26 protein-coding genes are annotated in these 17,839 nt (G+C 36.0%); 2 read left to right on the forward strand and 24 right to left on the reverse strand.

The window, feature by feature from the left end:
• Nucleotides 1-12 precede the first annotated feature (12 nt).
• The 24 genes from rplO to rpsL form a co-directional block, all read right to left on the reverse strand.
• Complete coding sequence (rplO, locus tag ACIQ1E_RS02575; RefSeq protein WP_133277488.1) at nucleotides 13-465, reverse strand: 50S ribosomal protein L15; 453 nt, start codon at nucleotides 463-465, stop codon at nucleotides 13-15.
• 10 nt (nucleotides 466-475) lie between these two features.
• On the reverse strand, nucleotides 476-658 hold the full coding sequence (gene rpmD / locus ACIQ1E_RS02580; RefSeq protein ID WP_027310825.1) for a 50S ribosomal protein L30: 183 nt from the start codon (nucleotides 656-658) through the stop codon (nucleotides 476-478).
• A gap of 12 nt (nucleotides 659-670) precedes the next feature.
• Nucleotides 671-1,198: a 30S ribosomal protein S5 gene (gene rpsE, locus ACIQ1E_RS02585; RefSeq protein ID WP_035668102.1), complete on the reverse strand. Its 528-nt coding sequence runs from the start codon at nucleotides 1,196-1,198 to the stop codon at nucleotides 671-673.
• Nucleotides 1,199-1,204: 6 nt separating this feature from the next.
• Nucleotides 1,205-1,555 carry a 50S ribosomal protein L18 gene (gene rplR, locus ACIQ1E_RS02590; protein WP_133277486.1) on the reverse strand — a complete coding sequence of 117 codons (351 nt, stop codon included), beginning with the start codon at nucleotides 1,553-1,555 and terminating at the stop codon, nucleotides 1,205-1,207.
• A gap of 11 nt (nucleotides 1,556-1,566) precedes the next feature.
• A complete protein-coding gene (rplF, locus tag ACIQ1E_RS02595; protein ID WP_396168424.1) occupies nucleotides 1,567-2,109 on the reverse strand; it encodes a 50S ribosomal protein L6 in 543 nt (180 codons plus the stop codon).
• 18 nt (nucleotides 2,110-2,127) lie between these two features.
• A complete protein-coding gene (gene rpsH, locus ACIQ1E_RS02600) occupies nucleotides 2,128-2,526 on the reverse strand; it encodes a 30S ribosomal protein S8 (RefSeq protein WP_396168426.1) in 399 nt (132 codons plus the stop codon).
• Nucleotides 2,527-2,599: 73 nt separating this feature from the next.
• Entirely contained in the window at nucleotides 2,600-2,869 is a 270-nt protein-coding gene (rpsN, locus tag ACIQ1E_RS02605) for a 30S ribosomal protein S14 (RefSeq protein ID WP_073370557.1), read from the reverse strand.
• A 3-nt stretch (nucleotides 2,870-2,872) separates the two neighbouring features.
• Nucleotides 2,873-3,424 carry a 50S ribosomal protein L5 gene (gene rplE / locus ACIQ1E_RS02610; protein WP_133277482.1) on the reverse strand — a complete coding sequence of 184 codons (552 nt, stop codon included), beginning with the start codon at nucleotides 3,422-3,424 and terminating at the stop codon, nucleotides 2,873-2,875.
• A 2-nt stretch (nucleotides 3,425-3,426) separates the two neighbouring features.
• On the reverse strand, nucleotides 3,427-3,741 hold the full coding sequence (rplX, locus tag ACIQ1E_RS02615) for a 50S ribosomal protein L24 (RefSeq protein ID WP_396168428.1): 315 nt from the start codon (nucleotides 3,739-3,741) through the stop codon (nucleotides 3,427-3,429).
• Nucleotides 3,742-3,751: 10 nt separating this feature from the next.
• Nucleotides 3,752-4,120 carry a 50S ribosomal protein L14 gene (gene rplN / locus ACIQ1E_RS02620; RefSeq protein ID WP_100843387.1) on the reverse strand — a complete coding sequence of 123 codons (369 nt, stop codon included), beginning with the start codon at nucleotides 4,118-4,120 and terminating at the stop codon, nucleotides 3,752-3,754.
• 2 nt (nucleotides 4,121-4,122) lie between these two features.
• A complete protein-coding gene (gene rpsQ, locus ACIQ1E_RS02625) occupies nucleotides 4,123-4,383 on the reverse strand; it encodes a 30S ribosomal protein S17 (RefSeq protein ID WP_396168430.1) in 261 nt (86 codons plus the stop codon).
• 8 nt (nucleotides 4,384-4,391) lie between these two features.
• Nucleotides 4,392-4,583, reverse strand: coding sequence for a 50S ribosomal protein L29 (gene rpmC / locus ACIQ1E_RS02630; RefSeq protein ID WP_396168432.1), 192 nt, complete (start codon nucleotides 4,581-4,583; stop codon nucleotides 4,392-4,394).
• A gap of 13 nt (nucleotides 4,584-4,596) precedes the next feature.
• Nucleotides 4,597-5,022, reverse strand: a complete 426-nt coding sequence (rplP, locus tag ACIQ1E_RS02635; protein ID WP_133277478.1) for a 50S ribosomal protein L16 — start codon at nucleotides 5,020-5,022, stop codon at nucleotides 4,597-4,599.
• Between the two features lie 19 nt (nucleotides 5,023-5,041).
• Nucleotides 5,042-5,803: a 30S ribosomal protein S3 gene (rpsC, locus tag ACIQ1E_RS02640; protein ID WP_103804349.1), complete on the reverse strand. Its 762-nt coding sequence runs from the start codon at nucleotides 5,801-5,803 to the stop codon at nucleotides 5,042-5,044.
• Nucleotides 5,804-5,808: 5 nt separating this feature from the next.
• Nucleotides 5,809-6,222 carry a 50S ribosomal protein L22 gene (rplV, locus tag ACIQ1E_RS02645; protein ID WP_396168434.1) on the reverse strand — a complete coding sequence of 138 codons (414 nt, stop codon included), beginning with the start codon at nucleotides 6,220-6,222 and terminating at the stop codon, nucleotides 5,809-5,811.
• 6 nt (nucleotides 6,223-6,228) lie between these two features.
• Nucleotides 6,229-6,507 (reverse strand): 30S ribosomal protein S19, encoded by a 279-nt coding sequence (gene rpsS / locus ACIQ1E_RS02650; RefSeq protein ID WP_132006277.1) that lies wholly within the window; start codon nucleotides 6,505-6,507, stop codon nucleotides 6,229-6,231.
• 6 nt (nucleotides 6,508-6,513) lie between these two features.
• Nucleotides 6,514-7,338 carry a 50S ribosomal protein L2 gene (rplB, locus tag ACIQ1E_RS02655; RefSeq protein WP_143391051.1) on the reverse strand — a complete coding sequence of 275 codons (825 nt, stop codon included), beginning with the start codon at nucleotides 7,336-7,338 and terminating at the stop codon, nucleotides 6,514-6,516.
• A 9-nt stretch (nucleotides 7,339-7,347) separates the two neighbouring features.
• Nucleotides 7,348-7,638, reverse strand: coding sequence for a 50S ribosomal protein L23 (gene rplW / locus ACIQ1E_RS02660; protein ID WP_133277475.1), 291 nt, complete (start codon nucleotides 7,636-7,638; stop codon nucleotides 7,348-7,350).
• Between the two features lie 6 nt (nucleotides 7,639-7,644).
• Complete coding sequence (gene rplD / locus ACIQ1E_RS02665; RefSeq protein WP_396168436.1) at nucleotides 7,645-8,274, reverse strand: 50S ribosomal protein L4; 630 nt, start codon at nucleotides 8,272-8,274, stop codon at nucleotides 7,645-7,647.
• Complete coding sequence (gene rplC / locus ACIQ1E_RS02670) at nucleotides 8,274-8,891, reverse strand: 50S ribosomal protein L3 (RefSeq protein WP_396168438.1); 618 nt, start codon at nucleotides 8,889-8,891, stop codon at nucleotides 8,274-8,276. Before rplC ends, rplD begins: the two co-directional genes overlap by 1 nt.
• A 154-nt stretch (nucleotides 8,892-9,045) precedes the next feature.
• Nucleotides 9,046-9,351: a 30S ribosomal protein S10 gene (gene rpsJ, locus ACIQ1E_RS02675; RefSeq protein ID WP_040473603.1), complete on the reverse strand. Its 306-nt coding sequence runs from the start codon at nucleotides 9,349-9,351 to the stop codon at nucleotides 9,046-9,048.
• Between the two features lie 11 nt (nucleotides 9,352-9,362).
• Nucleotides 9,363-11,519 (reverse strand): elongation factor G, encoded by a 2,157-nt coding sequence (gene fusA, locus ACIQ1E_RS02680; RefSeq protein WP_396168440.1) that lies wholly within the window; start codon nucleotides 11,517-11,519, stop codon nucleotides 9,363-9,365.
• Between the two features lie 11 nt (nucleotides 11,520-11,530).
• A complete protein-coding gene (gene rpsG / locus ACIQ1E_RS02685) occupies nucleotides 11,531-12,007 on the reverse strand; it encodes a 30S ribosomal protein S7 (RefSeq protein ID WP_133277471.1) in 477 nt (158 codons plus the stop codon).
• Between the two features lie 25 nt (nucleotides 12,008-12,032).
• A complete protein-coding gene (gene rpsL / locus ACIQ1E_RS02690) occupies nucleotides 12,033-12,416 on the reverse strand; it encodes a 30S ribosomal protein S12 (protein ID WP_007136570.1) in 384 nt (127 codons plus the stop codon).
• Between the two features lie 471 nt (nucleotides 12,417-12,887).
• Here rpsL and ACIQ1E_RS02695 point away from each other — a divergent pair, with 471 nt between their 5' ends.
• A complete protein-coding gene (locus ACIQ1E_RS02695; protein ID WP_396168443.1) occupies nucleotides 12,888-14,585 on the forward strand; it encodes a ShlB/FhaC/HecB family hemolysin secretion/activation protein in 1,698 nt (565 codons plus the stop codon).
• Between the two features lie 135 nt (nucleotides 14,586-14,720).
• The gene (locus ACIQ1E_RS02700; RefSeq protein WP_396168444.1) at nucleotides 14,721-17,837 is read left to right on the forward strand and encodes a SusC/RagA family TonB-linked outer membrane protein; all 3,117 of its coding nucleotides are present in this window, start codon (nucleotides 14,721-14,723) and stop codon (nucleotides 17,835-17,837) included.
• Nucleotides 17,838-17,839: the final 2 nt, after the last annotated feature.

The following is a 17,839-nucleotide window of genomic DNA, read 5'->3' on the forward strand; positions in this document are numbered from 1 at the left end:
TTTATCGAAAAATTAAAGGGTTACAGCTTCTCCTCCAGCAGCTTCGATAGCAGCTTTTGCAGTAGCAGTAAATTTGTGAGCAGTTACTGTAAGTTTCGCTTTCAATTCTCCTCTTCCTAAAATCTTAACGCTTTCGTTTTTAGTAGCCAAACGGTTAGCAACAAAAACAGTCATATCAACTGTATCAGTTACGATACCATTATCAACTAATAACTGTAATGTATCAAGATTCACACCTTCGTATTCTTTACGGTTGATGTTTGTGAAACCAAACTTAGGTACACGTCTTTGAAGTGGCATTTGTCCACCTTCAAAACCAATCTTTTTAGAATAACCAGAACGAGATTTTGCTCCTTTGTGACCACGTGACGCAGTACCACCTTTACCAGAACCTTCACCTCTACCTAATCTTTTGTTTTGATTGTGCGTTGACCCTTCAGCAGGTTGTAAGTTACTTAAATTCATAACGTATTTGTTATTTAGCTTCTTCTACAGAAACTAAGTGTTTAACTTTATTTATCATTCCAAGGATAGTTGGATTTGAATCGTGTTCTACAACTTGACCCATTTTACGAAGACCTAAAGCTTCTAATCCTCTTTTTTGAGTTAGAGGACAGTTGATTTTGCTTCTTACTTGTTTTACTAATAATTTAGCCATAATTTCCTTGAATTAACCTTTAAAAACTTTTTCTAAAGAAACGCCTCTTTGTTTTGCAACAGTATACGCACTTCTCATTTGTAATAAAGCATCAAAAGTTGCTTTTACTACGTTGTGAGGATTTGATGATCCTTGAGATTTTGATAATACATCGTGTATACCAACTGACTCAAGTACTGAACGAACAGCACCACCTGCAATAACTCCTGTACCGTGTGAGGCAGGAATTAAAAATACACGTGCTCCACCAAACTTACCTTTTTGTTCGTGAGGAACAGATTGACCGTTCAAAGGAATTTTCACAAGATTTTTCTTTGCATCTTCTACTGCTTTCGCAATTGCTTCAGAAACGTCTTTTGATTTTCCTAATCCGTGACCTACTACTCCGTTTTCATCACCTACCACTACAATAGCAGAAAAACCAAATGCTCTACCACCTTTTGTAACTTTAGTAACACGATTTACACTTACCAAACGATCTTTCAATTCAAGACCACTTGGTTTTACTAGCTCTACATTCTTGTATTTACTATTAGACATACTATATTAGAATTTAAGTCCAGCCGCTCTCGCGCCTTCCGCTAATGATTTAATACGACCGTGATATAAATAACCTCCTCTGTCGAAAGTTACTGTTTCTATCCCAGCTTTTAACGCTTTTTCTGCAACTAGTTTTCCAACTGCTGTTGCAACTTCTACGTTTGTACCTTTTTCTATTTCTTTTTCTCTTGAAGAAGCAGCTAATAAAGTAACTCCGTTTACGTCATCAATAAGTTGAGCATAAATTTCTTTGTTACTTCTAAATACAGAAAGTCTTGGGTTAGTAGCTGTACCACTAACTGTTTTTCTAATTCTGAATCTGATTCTCTGTCTTCTTTCAGGTTTTGATAATGACATAATGTTATTTTTTACGCTGATTTACCTGCTTTTCTTCTTAATACTTCACCTACAAATTTAACACCTTTTCCTTTGTATGGTTCTGGTTTGCGGAAACCTCTGATTTTCGCAGCAACCTGACCTAAAAGTTGTTTGTCAAATGATGTTAATTTCACAATTGGATTTTTACCTTTTTCAGATACAGTCTCCACTTTAACTTCTGGAGCTATTTCTAAAACTATATTGTGAGAAAATCCAAGAGCTAAATCTAATTTTTGTCCTTGATTTGAAGCTCTATAACCTACTCCAACCAATTCTAATTCTTTAGTAAAACCATCAGTTACACCAACAATCATATTGTTGATTAACGATCTGTATAAACCGTGTTTTGCTCTTTGGTCTTTGTGATCAGATGATCTGTCCACTTGAACTTGATCTCCTTCAACTGTAACAGTCACATCTGAATATTCCTGTGTAAGTTGACCATTTTTTCCTTTTACTGTAATAATACCATTAGCAACTTCTAAAGTTACTCCGGCAGGGATTACAACGGGATTTTTACCTATTCTTGACATCTCTTATAAGTCTTTTAATTAGTATACGTAACAAATTACTTCACCACCTACATTCAATTGCTTAGCTTGTTTCCCAGTCATAAGACCTTTTGAAGTTGAAACAATCGCAATTCCTAATCCGTTAAGGATTCTTGGGATGTTTGAAGAACCTGAATACTTACGTAAACCTGGTTTACTAATTCTTTGGATATCTTTGATTACTGACTCTTTAGTATCTTTATCATACTTCAAAGCGATTTTGATCGAACCCTGTACGGTGTTGTTCTCAAATTTGTAACTTAAGATATATCCTTGATCAAATAAGATCTTAGTTATTTCTTTTTTTAGATTAGAAGCCGGGATTTCGACAACTTTGTGGTTTGCAGCCACAGCGTTTCTAACTCTCGTCAAATAATCTGCAATAGGATCTGTATACATATGTATTAATTTGCGGCAACGGTTTTCAAAAGAACTATTCTCTTGAACCTGAAACCAATTTATAAATGTTTGATTACCAAGAAGCTTTTTTAACTCCTGGAATTAATCCGTTGTTAGCCATTTCACGGAATGTTACACGTGAAATACCAAATTGACGAATATATCCTCTTGGTCTACCTGTCAATTTGCAACGATTGTGCAAACGTACTGGTGAAGCATTCTTTGGTAATTTTTGCAAACCTACTGAATCTCCAGCTTCTTTCAAAGCTTTTCTTTTCTCAGCATATTTAGCTACCGTTTTTTCTCTCTTCACCTCGCGGGCTTTCATTGATTCTTTAGCCATGTCTTAATTCTTTTTAAAAGGTAAACCTAATTCAGCCAATAACGATTTTGCTTCTTTGTCTGTAGCAGCAGAAGTTACAAAAGTAATGTCCATTCCAGATATTTTATTTACTTTGTCAATATCAATTTCAGGGAAAATGATTTGCTCTAAAACACCAAGATTGTAATTTCCTCTTCCGTCAAAACCAGTAGCTTTAATTCCACTGAAATCTCTAACACGTGGTAAAGCTGAAGTAACAAGTCTATCTAAAAACTCATACATTCTTTCTCCACGCAAAGTAACTTTTGCACCGATAGGCATCCCTTTTCTCAATTTGAATGACGCAACGTCTTTCTTTGAAATGGTAGAAACTGCTTTCTGTCCAGTGATCTTTGTCAACTCATCAACTGCATAGTCAATTAGTTTTTTATCAGATACAGCTGCACCAACTCCTTTACTCAAAACGATTTTTTCCAATTTTGGAACTTGCATTACGTTTGTGTATCCGAATTCCTCTTTAAGAGCAGAGATTACTCTGTTCTTATACTCTTCTTTTAGTCTAGGTATATATGCCATTACTATAGTACTTGATTAGATTTTTTTGAAAATCTCACTTTCTTATCTCCTTCTACTCTAATACCTACTCTTGTTGTTTCCTTAGTTTTAGGATCAATTAGAGCTATATTAGATATTTGTATAGAAGCTTCTTTTTTTACAATACCACCTTGAGGGCTTTTTGCACTAGGTTTCGTGTGTTTTGAAACCATGTTTACACCTTCAACAATTGCTTTATTTTTCTCACGGTAAACACGTAATACTTTACCTTCTTCACCTTTGTGATCACCAGCAATTACTCTTACGATATCTCCTGATTTTATTTTTAGCTTTATCATCTTAAAATAATTAAAGCACTTCTGGTGCTAATGATACAATTTTCATGAATTGTTTTTCACGAAGTTCTCTTGCTACTGGACCAAAAACACGAGTTCCTCTCATTTCCCCTGCAGCATTCAAAAGAACACAAGCATTGTCATCGAAACGGATATAAGAACCATCGGCTCTTCTCACTTCTTTTTTGGTACGTACAACAACTGCAGTTGAAACAGCTCCTTTTTTTACGTTTCCGTTTGGAGCAGCATCTTTGATAGAAACTACAATCTTGTCACCAACAGAGGCATACCTTCTTTTGGTACCTCCTAAAACACGGATAGTTAAAACTTCTTTTGCTCCCGTATTATCTGCTACTTTTAGTCTTGATTCTTGTTGTACCATAATTATTTAGCTCTTTCAATGATTTCAACTAACCTCCAACATTTAGTTTTACTCAAAGGACGCGTTTCGCTAATCCTTACAGTATCTCCAACGTTACAGTCGTTATTTTCGTCGTGTGCGTGAAACTTTTTAGTTTTCAACACGAACTTACCGTATAGTGGGTGTTTTACTCTAGTTACTTGTGCAACAACAATGGATTTATCCATTTTGTCTGAAGTAACAACCCCAACTCTTTCTTTTCTTAAATTTCTTTTTTCTTCCATCGTTAGAATTATTGTAATTCTCTTTTAGTAAGTTCTGTAGCTAATCTGGCAACTGTTCTTCTCACGGTTCTAATTTGAAGCGGATTTTCAATTGGAGAGATAGCGTGAGCCATTTTTAAGTCAGCATATGCTTTCTTAGTTTGGTTCAATTTTTCTTGCAACTCTGCTGCAGAAAGATTTTTTATTTCTGATTGTTTCATAATATATTATTAATTATGCTTCGAAATCTCTAGCAACGATGAATTTAGTTTTTACTGGAAGTTTTTGAGCTGCAAGACGTAACGCCTCTTTAGCAACTGACAAAGGAACTCCACCAACTTCAAACATAATTCTTCCGGGTCTAACAACGGCCGCCCAATACTCGACTGCACCTTTACCTTTACCCATACGTACCTCAAGAGGTTTCTTTGTGATAGGTTTGTCTGGAAATATTTTGATCCATAATTGTCCTTCTCTTTTCATATAACGAGTTGCAGCGATACGCGCAGCTTCGATTTGACGTGAGGTTAAGAACATTCCATCTTCATGAACAGATTTAATACCAAACATTCCATTAGAAAGTTCGTGCCCTCTTTGAGAGTTTCCTTTCATTTTACCCTTTTGTACCTTACGGTATTTTGTTCTTTTAGGCTGTAACATTTTTCTTTAATTTAAAAATTTACTTTCTCTTACGAGCGTCTGGTTTTCCACCTTTATTAAAAGGTTTTCTGTCTCCTCTCGGAGAATCGCCACCTTTACCACCACCAGTTCCAGATTGTTTTTTATCCATTCCTGCAAGTGGAGAAAGATCTCTCTTTCCATAAACTTCACCTTTCATAATCCATACTTTGATCCCCATTCTACCATAAGTAGTGTGAGCTTCAGCAAGAGCATAATCGATGTCGGCTCTGAAAGTTGATAGAGGAATTCTTCCTTCTTTGAAACCTTCTGAACGTGCCATCTCTGCACCATTCAAACGACCAGAAATCAAAACTTTGATACCTTCTGCGTTCATACGCATTGTAGCAGCAATAGCCATTTTGATTGCACGTCTGTAAGAAATACGGCTTTCGATTTGACGACAGATGCTTGTAGCAACTAGATACGCGTCAAGTTCAGGTCTTTTTATTTCAAAGATGTTGATTTGAACCTCTTTGTCAGTAACTTTCTTAAGTTCTTCTTTCAACTTGTCTACCTCTTGGCCACCTTTTCCGATAATAATACCAGGTCTAGCAGTAGTGATAGTAACGGTTACAAGTTTCAAAGTTCTCTCGATGATTACTTTTGATACACTAGCTTTTGATAAACGAGCATGGATGTACTTTCTGATTTTATAATCTTCGGCTAATTTATCACCGTAATCATTTCCACCATACCAGTTAGAGTCCCATCCTCTGATGATACCAAGTCTATTTCCAATTGGATTTGTCTTTTGTCCCATCTTAATTAAATTGCTTGTGTGTTATTATTAATTGTCCCCAACACGATTGTCACGTGGTTTGAACGTTTTCTTATTCTGTGTGCGCGACCTTGTGGAGCTGGACGAAGTCTTTTCAACATCATACCACCATCTACTCGTATCTCTTTAACAAATAAACCAGCTTCTTCCATATTAGCGTCAGGGTTTTTTGCTTGCCAGTTGGCAATTACAGATAAAACCAATTTCTCTAATTTTCTTGAAGCTTCTTTAGAACTGAATCTTAAAATGTTAAGTGCTCTTTCTACCTTCTGACCTCTTACTAGATCTGCTACTAAGCGCATTTTTCTAGGTGAAGTAGGGCAGTTATTCAATTTTGCAAAAGCCAATGACTTGTTAGCCTCTTTTCTTGCATCTGCTGTTTCTCTTTTACGAACTCCCATTGCTTCTTATTTTTTACCTTTATTTTTTGCTCCAGCATGACCTCTAAAAGATCGAGTTGGTGAAAACTCTCCTAATTTGTGACCTACCATGTTTTCTGTTACGTAAACCGGTACAAATTGACGACCGTTATGAACTGCGATTGTTTGACCAACGAAGTCTGGTGTAATCATAGAAGCTCTAGACCAAGTCTTTACTACTCCTTTGTTTCCTTTTTCGATGTTTTCTTCAACCTTTTTCTCTAACTTATAATGAACGAAAGGTCCTTTTTTTAATGAACGTGCCATATCTTATTATTTCTTTCTACGTTCTACAATATACTTGTTACTCGGGTTTTTCTTAGAACGTGTTCTATAACCTTTAGCAGGTATACCGTTTCTAGATCTTGGATGTCCTCCAGAAGAACGTCCTTCACCACCACCCATTGGGTGATCGACAGGGTTCATTGCTACTGGTCTTGTTCTAGGTCTTCTTCCTAACCATCTTGTTCTACCTGCTTTACCAGATACAACTAATTGGTGATCAGAATTAGAAACTGCTCCAATTGTAGCCGAACAAGTCAACAAGATTAATCTTGTTTCACCAGATGGCATTTTGATTGTTGCATATTTTCCGTCTCTCGCCATTAATTGTGCGAATGTACCAGCTGAACGAGCGATTACAGCTCCTTGTCCTGGTCTTAATTCGATACAAGAAATTACAGTTCCTAATGGAATTCTGCTTAATGGTAAAGTATTACCTATTTCAGGTTGAGATTCTGGTCCAGAAACTAATTTCTGACCTACTTTCAATCCGTTTTGAGCAATAATGTATGTTTTCTCACCATCAGCATAAGCTAACAATGCGATAAACGCAGTACGATTTGGATCATATTCGATTGATTTCACTGTAGCTGGAATTCCTTCTTTTGTACGTTTGAAATCAATAATACGATATCTCTGCTTGTGACCACCACCCGTATAACGCATGGTCATCTTTCCTTGACTATTTCTACCTCCAGAGTTTTTTATCGGCGCTATCAAAGAGCGTTCCGGCTTATCAGTTGTAATGGCGTCATAACCATTCACAACTCTAAATCGCTGACCTGGGGTAATAGGTTTTAATTTTCTTACTGACATTTTTCTATCTTAGATATTGTTGTAAAAATCAATTGTTTCTCCTTCTTGTACTTGTACAATTGCTTTTTTGATTGCATTTGTCTTTCCACTGATAAGACCACTTTTAGTGTATTTTGTAGTTCTATCCGGTCTTACGTTCATCGTGTTAACACTAACAATAGTTACTCCATAAGCAGCTTCAACAGCTTTCTTAATTTGTACTTTGTTTGCTTTTTTGTCAACAACGAATCCGAAGCGGTTTAAAACTTCACTTTCTTTGGTTACTTTTTCTGTTACTATAGGTTTAATTATGATGCTCATATCCTATTATTTGCTTAAATTTTCTTCAATTACCTCTAAAGAACCCTCTAAAAGCACCAAACTATTAGCGTTAAGAATATCGTAAGTGCTTAATTCTGAACTAGTTATAACTTTAGACGCCTTTAAATTGCGTGACGACAAATATACATTTTTATTCGATTCGCCCAACACAAATAAAGATTTTTTATTTTCCAACTCTAAAGCTTTCAAAACGTTAATGAAATTCTTAGTGTTTGGTGTTTCAAAATTGAAGTCTTCAAGAACAATTATATTTGTTTCTTTAGCTTTAATTGAGAAAGCCGATTTTCTTGCCAAACGTTTCAAGTTTTTATTCAATTTGAATGAATAACTTCTTGGTCTAGGTCCGAAAACTGTTCCACCACCTTTAAACAATGGATTCTTTGCACTACCCGCACGAGCAGTACCAGTTCCTTTTTGTTTTTTAATTTTACGAGTACTTCCGGCAACTTCAGCTCTTTCTTTAGCTTTGTGCGTTCCTTGACGTTGGTTAGCAAGATATTGCTTAACATCAAGATATACTGCGTGATTGTTTGGTTCTATACCGAATACTGAATCAGAAAGTTGCACTTTTCTCCCAGTATCTTTTCCGTTGAAATCTAATACTTTTGCTTCCATTACTTCTGAATGATTAAATAAGAGTTGTTATGACCAGGAACACATCCTTTAATAACAAGTAGGTTCTTATCAGCCACTACTTTTAAAACTCTAAGGTTTTGAACTTTTACATTGTCTCCTCCCATTCTTCCAGCCATACGCATTCCTTTGAATACTCTAGATGGATAAGAAGAAGCTCCTACAGAACCTGGCGCTCTTAAACGGTTGTGTTGACCGTGAGTCGCTTGTCCAACACCACCAAAACCGTGACGTTTCACAACCCCTTGAAAACCTTTACCTTTAGATACACCTTGTACATCTACAAACTCTCCTTCTTCAAAAATAGATACGTTGATCACGTCACCTAATTTTTGTTCTGTTGCAAAATCTTGGAATTCAACGACTTTTTTCTTAGCTACAGTTCCTGCTTTCGCAAAGTGACCAACGGCCGCTTTTGTGGAATGTTTCTCGTTTTTGTCATCGAAACCTAGTTGCAACGCTTCATACCCGTCAACACCTTTGGTTCTGACTTGGGTAACTACACATGGTCCAGCTTCAATAACAGTACAAGGAATGTTTTTCCCGTTCTCGTCAAAGATGCTTGTCATGCCAATTTTTCTTCCGATTAACCCAGACATAAATATTAATTATTAATTATTAAATACAAATATAGAACGCAGCTTTTAAGCGAATCCTAATTTTTAAGTGGGTGCAAAAGTATAAAATATTTCTACACGAACCTAATACTATTTTTCGTTTAAAAACAGCGTTCTTTTTCTTACTAGAAAGCTATTAAACTTTGATCTCTACTTCAACTCCGCTAGGCAATTCAAGTTTCATCAAGGCATCAATTGTTTTTGATGAAGATGAATAAATGTCGATCAATCTTTTGTATGACATTACTTCAAATTGCTCTCTCGCTTTTTTGTTAACGTGTGGAGAACGTAGCACTGTAAAAAGTTTTTTGTGAGTTGGCAAAGGAATTGGTCCTGTTACTACTGCTCCAGTGCTTTTTACTGTTTTTACGATTTTCTCAGCAGACTTATCTACCAACATATAATCGTAAGATTTCAATTTTATTCTGATTTTTTGACTCATTTTCTTAAAGATTAAGCGTTTCCTTTTGCTTTTTTGATAACTGCTTCCGAAATATTGGAAGGCGTTTCTGCGTAGTGTGAAAATTCCATTGTAGATGTAGCTCTACCAGATGAAAGTGTTCTTAATGTTGTAACATATCCGAACATTTCTGATAATGGCACATCAGCTTTGATGGTTTTAGCACCTGCTCTATCACCCATGTCATTTACTTGACCTCTACGACGGTTAATATCACCTACGATATCTCCCATGTTTTCTTCAGGTGTAATCACTTCCATTTTCATAATTGGCTCAAGAATAATTGCACCAGCAGCTTTTGCTACTTCTCTGTAACCCATTCTTGCAGCAAGTTCAAAAGAAAGTGCATCAGAATCGACAGGGTGAAAAGATCCGTCCAATAAAGTAACTTTCAAACTATCAACTTGGTAACCAGCAAGCGGTCCAGTTTTCATAGCTTCGCGGAAACCTTTTTCTACAGATGGGATATATTCTTTAGGAACATTACCTCCTTTTACTGAATTTATAAATTGTAATCCAACTGGAACTTTACCGTCAACTTCGTCAGCAGGCTCCAACAAAAATACGATATCCCCAAATTTACCACGACCACCAGATTGTTTCTTATATGTTTCTCTGTGTTGTGCTTTTTTAGTAAATGCCTCTTTGTATTCTACTTGAGGCTCACCTTGGTTTACTTCAACTTTGAATTCACGACGCATTCTATCAACAAGGATATCTAAGTGAAGCTCACCCATACCTGAAATAATAGTTTGTCCTGAAGCTTCATCAGTTCTAACTGTAAATGTAGGATCTTCTTCAGCTAACTTAGCCAAAGCCATCCCCATTTTATCAACGTCAGCTTTAGTTTTAGGCTCAATAGCAATACCAATTACCGGTGCTGGGAACTTCATTGACTCAAGAATGATTGGGTGCTTTTCATCACACAATGTATCTCCAGTTTTGATATCTTTAAATCCAACAGCAGCTCCAATATCTCCAGCCTCAATATATTCGATTGGATTTTGTTTGTTAGCGTGCATTTGGTAGATACGAGAAATTCTTTCTTTGTTACCAGAACGAGTATTCAAAACGTATGAACCAGCATCCAATCTTCCTGAATAAGCACGGAAGAAAGCCAAACGACCTACGAATGGGTCAGTTGCAATCTTAAATGCTAATGCAGCGAAAGGCTCTTTTACATCTGGCTTACGCAAGATTTTAGTTTGGTCTTCTTCAAGCAATTCAGCATCATCAGGATGAATACCTGTAATACCTTCTTTATCCATTGGAGATGGCAAATATTTACATACTGCATCTAACATGAATTGAACTCCTTTGTTTTTGAACGAAGAACCAGCAATCATAGGAATGATTGCCATATCCATAACAGCAGCTCTCAAAGCTATGTTGATCTCTTCCTCAGTAATTGAGTCCGGATCTTCCATATATTTGTCTAGTAAATTCTCATCATAATCAGCAACTGCTTCGATAAGAATATCTCTGTATTCTTTAACTTCGTCTAACATATCTGCAGGAATATCTACTACTTCATAAGTAGTACCCATTCCAGCATCATCCCAAACAATAGCTTGGTTTCTAACTAAATCCACAACACCCCTGAAATCATTTTCCTCACCAATAGGCAAAGTGATCGCAACAGCGTTTGATTTCAACATATCTCTCACTTGTTGACAAACCATCAAAAAGTTAGAACCTTGACGGTCCATTTTATTAACGAAACCAATACGTGGCACTCTGTACTGATCTGCAAGTCTCCAGTTAGTCTCTGACTGTGGCTCTACACCATCAACAGCACTAAATAAGAAAACCAAACCATCAAGTACACGCAAAGAACGGTTTACTTCAACTGTAAAGTCAACGTGTCCAGGTGTATCGATAATATTAAAGTGATATGGTAATGTCTCAGGTAATATTTTACCTTGAGTAGTTGGAAAATTCCATTCACAAGTGGTAGCAGCAGATGTAATAGTAATACCTCTTTCTTGCTCTTGTGCCATCCAGTCCATTGTTGCAGCACCATCGTGTACTTCACCAATTTTGTGTGATTTTCCTGTATAGAATAAAATACGCTCTGTCGTTGTTGTTTTACCAGCATCAATGTGAGCAGCAATCCCTATGTTTCTCGTATATTTTAAGTCTCTAGCCATTTCTTACAGCATTAAAATCTAAAGTGAGAGAAAGCTTTGTTAGCTTCTGCCATTTTGTGAGTATCCATTCTTTTCTTAACAGCAGCCCCTTCTTCTTTAGCCGCAGCTAAACATTCTGAAGCCAATCTTTGTGCCATTGATTTTTCGTTTCTTCTTCTTGAATAAAGAATTAACCATTTCATAGCCATAGAAATTTTTCTGTCTGGTCTAATTTGCATTGGAATTTGGAATGTAGCTCCACCCACTCTACGACTACGTACTTCTACGTGAGGCATAACGTTTGTTAAAGCATCTTTCCAGATTTCTAATGATGTTTTGTCGTCATTTTGCTTTTTTGTTTCAATGATGTCAATTGCATCATAAAACACTTTAAAAGCTGTTGATTTCTTACCGTCCCACATTAAGTTGTTTACAAAACGTGTTACCAATTGGTCATTAAACCTTGGATCTGGTAAAAGTGGTCTTTTTTTCGCCGCTCTTTTTCTCATTTCTTTTCTTTTTGAGTTTTAAAAATTACTTTTTCGCCTCTTTTGGACGTTTTGCACCATACTTAGATCTACGTTGCGTTCTTCCTGCTACACCTGAGGTATCAAGCGCACCACGAACGATGTGGTATCTAACTCCTGGTAAATCTTTTACTCTTCCGCCTCGCACTAATACTATCGAGTGCTCTTGTAGATTGTGTCCTTCACCAGGGATGTAGGCATTTACTTCATTTCCATTTGTCAAACGTACACGCGCTACTTTACGCATTGCAGAGTTTGGTTTTTTTGGAGTAGTAGTGTAAACACGCGTACAAACCCCTCTTCTTTGAGGACAAGAATCTAAAGCAACCGATTTACTCTTCTTAGTGATTTGAGTTCTTCCTGTTCTTACTAATTGTTGAATAGTTGGCATAATTAAATACTAAAAATTACTTGTTTATAAAATTCCCGCTTTTTACGGGGTTGCAAATGTAGTAATTATTTTTTTCTAAACAAACCATAATTCATTAAATTTCCATATTAGTAATTATTTGTGAATTAATGAAATAGCGAAATGCCGATAAAATATCCATTCTACCACAATTTCCTAACTATTGCATCAACTCCGAGCTACCATTTAATTGCTCCATTTCCGTTTATTTCAACCTATCTTAATAACTTTAATGCTAAAAAGTCATTGAGACTTCTACCAAAAGCGCCAAAAAAGAAAATTAACCAATTAAAAAACGTGCGAAAATCAATATTTCACCTGATATTGATGGTTTATAATCACAAATTTAGATATTTGCGTTACAATTATTAAACACCGATTGTTTTGAAAATTCTATCTTTTACAATCCTATTGTTATGTTTTTGGGCAAACAGCTTTGCGCAAAATTTCCAATTGAAAATAATTGGAAACACCACCGCCGAAACTAAAGTAATTGATTCTATAAAATACAATTCCTTGCACGCTAATGCAAAAGCCATTGCCGACGAAGTAAACAGCTTATCAGAAAGACTCTCCAAATTAGGTTATATCGAGAATCAAGTATTTGAAAACACTAAGAAAAACGACTCGACGTATAGCGCAAAATTTAACTTGGGAGCACAAATCAAATCGATACATATATATATAGGTAGAAAATCTAGTTCTAGACCCGATATTTATCAGGATTCAAAAGTAGTTGCAACTCAAACAGAAATTAACAATAATGACATCATAAAAGATTTACTTGGCTTAGACAAATCAAAAGACAGCCTAATTCTTCCGTACACAGAAATAGAATCTTTTTTAAACAACTCATTACAAAAACTAGAGCAAAATGGATATGCTTTGGCCAAACTAAAATTGATCAACATCCAAAAGAAAAAAAATCTGCTGTTGGCAGAATTACAATTTAATTCTGGCCGCCAACGGGATTTGGATGAAATTGTAGTGCAATTTGCCGAAAGCAGCAAAAACAGTAGTTTTCCAAAGGGACATTTAAAACAAATGAACCGCAAGTACCAAAACACTTTTTTAAATCAAGAAACTGTTCGAAGAGTTCAAAATGATTTTGAAAAATTTGGTTTCGTAAGTCAAATTAAAAATCCTGAAATATTATTCACTCCAGATACTACCAAAGTTTATGTTTATCTTGAAAAAAGAAAGTCCAATAATTTTGACGGGTTTATCGGCTTTACTAATAATGAAAGCGGCAAACTAACCTTCAATGGCTATCTCGATTTAGCATTAGAAAATACTATTAAAGCTGGAGAGCAATTTGCACTCTATTGGAAAAGTGACGGAAACAACCAAAGAACATTCAAAGCCAGCATCGATTTACCTTACATTTTCAGAAGCCCAATCGGGTTGAAAGCGCAAATTCACATTTTCAAACAAGACAGCATCTTTCAAAACACCAAAACAGCCATCGACTTAGGCTACTTTATTGATTACAAAACCAGAATCTATTTGGGTTACCAAGCTACAGAATCTAGCGACATTCAGAACACAAACAGCAGCACCATCAGTGATTACAACAATACTTTTCTAACTGCAAATTTAGACTATTCAAAATTGGACCTCGTCAACTCCATTTTTCCTAAAAAAACAAACATCTCGATTATGATGGGACTCGGAAGCCGAGTAACATCTGACCTAACAGAAACTGCAGGAACCACCAAGCAGACTTTCATTACAATCAATGCGATGCATAATTTCTATTTGAACCCAAAAAACTGTTTTAACATAAATTATCAAAATTATTTCTTAAAAAGCGATACTTATATCATTAACGAATTATATCGTTTTGGAGGAACAAAATCCATTCGGGGTTTTGCCGAAAATAGTTTACAAGCCAATTTTATGACGGCACTTATCACAGAATACCGCTATATTGTATCGCCAGACTTATACCTCCACTCTATTTTAGACTATGGATACTACGAAGATAAAACTTCCAATTATAAAGCCAATCTACTCGGATTTGGCATAGGCGTAGGCCTGCGAACCAAAAATGGCGTTCTCAAATTGAATTTTTCCAACGGAAGCAATGACGGCCAAAAGATTTTATTCTCCAATACTATAGTAACCTTAAATTACAACATCGAATTCTAAGCAAAAAAAAAAAATCAAAATTTACCAGCTTCCACGAACGTTAAAACTTGTATGAAGTATAAAAAAAAAATGAAAATGTTAGGAATTTTAACAAATTATTATCATTTTTGTTGAACTAATTCAAAATTTTTTAAAATGAAACTAAATTACAAATGGATTTTTACGCTTTTAGTAGCGTTGTTTTTACAGTTTTCTTTTGCCCAAGAGAGAACTATTACTGGTAAAGTTTCGGATCTTACAGGTCCATTACCAGGGGTAAATGTTTCTGTGAAAGGCTCGCCTAAGGGAGTCCAGACAGATTTTGATGGAAAATATACTATCAAAGCAAAAACGGGAGAGTTTTTGAATTTTTCATTTATAGGTATGGCAGACAAATCTGTAAAAGTTGGTTCTTCTTCTTCTATTAATGTAATTCTAGAATCCGAATCAAAAACACTCGAAGAAGTGGTGGTGGTAGCTTATGGTACTCAAAAATCGAAAGCTATTGTTGGTTCTGTAGCCGTATTAGGCAAAGAAGTATTAGAAAAACAAGTTGCTACCAGTGTGCTAACGAGCTTGCAAGGAAGTGTAGCTGGGGTAAACATTATTGCTGCCGGTGGTCAGCCGGGGGACAATCCTACGATTAGAATTAGAGGTATAGGCTCTATTAATGCTGCAGCAGATCCTTTAATTATATTAGATGGTTCTCCTTTTAATGGCAATTTGAATACCATCAGCCAAGACCAAATACAGACGATGAGTGTCTTGAAAGACGCTGCCTCTACAGCCTTATATGGGTCTAGAGGTTCTAATGGAGTAATCGTAATCACCACCAAGAGAGGAAAACTCGATACTGCACCAAAAGTGAATTTTTCTACTATGGTAGGATTTTCGAGCAATGCGGTTGATTTACACAAATTAGTTGACTCTGACAACTATATGAAATACAGTTGGGAAGCTATTAGAAACAACAATCAGTACGTAAGCAATCAAACTCCTGCTACTGCGGGCCTAAACGCTTCAAACAATTTAATTTCAACCCTTGGCTACAATCCTTACACCGCCACAACACCCGTAGACGCGAATGGAAATCTTGTAACTACTAACAAAAAATGGGATACCGATTGGGAAGATTTAATGTTGAATGACGCAGCCCTAAGAACAGAATATACATTTGGAGTATCTGGAGGAAGTGAAAATACCACCTATGCTTTTTCAACAAATTTCTTATCACAAGAAGGAAATGTAGTTACCTCAAATTTTGATCGTGCCACCACAAGATTAAGTATAGATTCTAAAATCAACAATTGGCTTACGGCGGGAATAACTACTTTTTATTCCACTTCAAAGCAAAACTACCCAACTCAAAGTGGTACTAACTTCCAAAGTGCGATTCAATGGATCTATACCATACCTTCTATTTATCCAGAGTACAGAAGAGATGTTCAAGGAAATTTAGTAAAAGATGGTAATGGACAAAATATTTTCGATTATGGAGCAACTCCCGGACAGCCATTGAATGCGACTCGTCCTCAATTGCAAAATGAGAATGCTTACGGTTCATTGTATAATTATAAAATTAAGTATAAAAGAGACAATTTTACCGCCAACGCCTATTTATTGTTCAACATCACAAAAGATTTAACTTTCAAAACAAATCTTGCTTACGATAAATACTTATTTGATGATTATAACTATGCCAGTAACGAAGTGGGTTATGCTTCAAGTGTAGGCGGAAGGGTAACACAAAATCGAGATATCACTACCTCTAGCAACTTTATCAATACTTTGAGCTACAGAAAATCATTTGGAAAACATAATATAGGAGCTGATTTAATTCAAGAAGCCTACAAATATGAAATTGATGCCTTGGGCGCACAAGGAGAAGGATTTTTACCAGGCGTTTATGTACTTGACGGCAGTACTACTCCATCAAGCGTTTCAGGTTCTGTGACGGAAGAAAGAATTTCCAGCTACCTTGGACGTGCCACCTACAATTACGATGAAAAATACTTTATTGAAGGATCCTACCGTAAAGACGGTACTTCACGTTTCAACAGTGACGTGAGATGGGGCGATTTTTATGCCGTAGGAGGTTCTTGGTTGGTTTCACAAGAGAACTTTTTGAAAGACAATAATACTATTAGTGAATTGAAATTAAGAGCCTCTTATGGAGAACTAGGCAACAACAGACTAACTTCATACTTTCCTTATATACAACAATTTGCCACTGGATGGAATGAATTAGACAATACCGGTGTAGTATTAGGCGGTGTTGTTGATAACAATCTTACTTGGGAGAAAACGGCATCAACCGACTTTGGTATGGATATTGGATTGTTGAAAAACAGAATATTCCTAACCGTTGATTATTACAACAAAGAGTCTGTTGACTTAATTTACAACAAACCACTGCCAGGTTCTACTGGTAATACAGGAATAACTACAAATGTTGGTTCTCTTAGAAATTATGGTTGGGAATTTTCATTAAACACTAGAAATATCGCAAATACTAATTTCTTGTGGACATCGAGTTTAGTTTTCTCTTTGGATAAAAATGAAATCACTGAACTAACACAAGAAAGTTTTACAAACGGTAATAAAAAATGGGAAGTTGGACGTTCATTGTATGAATTTTTTGTTCAGGAATGGGCTGGCGTCGATCCTGCAACTGGATACGGAACCTGGTATAAAGATGTTTTAGGAACAGACGGAAAACCCACTGGTGAAAGAGTAACTACTAAAACCTATGCTGAAGCAACCCGATATTATGTTGACAAATCCTCTCTACCAGATGTTGTTGGAGGTTTTACCAACTACTTCAAATATAAAAATATAGATTTGAACATCTTATTCAACTTTAGCTACGGTTCTTATGTTTACGATAGTACTTATGCCAGTTTGGTTGACGGAGGTAAAAATCCTGGAAGAACGATGCATCAAGATTTAGCAGACCGCTGGCAAAAACCCGGTGACATTACAGATGTACCGCTATTGTTAGGAGGAAACAACGATTTCAACAATCAATCGACTCGTTTCTTATTCAAAAACGATTACATCAGATTGAAAGCACTAAATATTGGATACAATCTTCCTAAAGATTTAGTTAATAAAATGAACGTTTCAAGATTAAGATTGTTTTTACAAGGAGACAATTTATGGACTTACCAATCTCATGAAGGAATTGACCCTGAGCAAGATTTAAGCGGTGCTACCAATAGCAGATCATACAACCAAAGACTAGTTTCATTTGGTATTAATTTAGACTTTTAAAA

The sequence above is a fragment of the Flavobacterium sp. genome, from assembly GCF_044348915.1.
In the GTDB taxonomy this organism is placed as follows: Bacteria; Bacteroidota; Bacteroidia; order Flavobacteriales; family Flavobacteriaceae; genus Flavobacterium.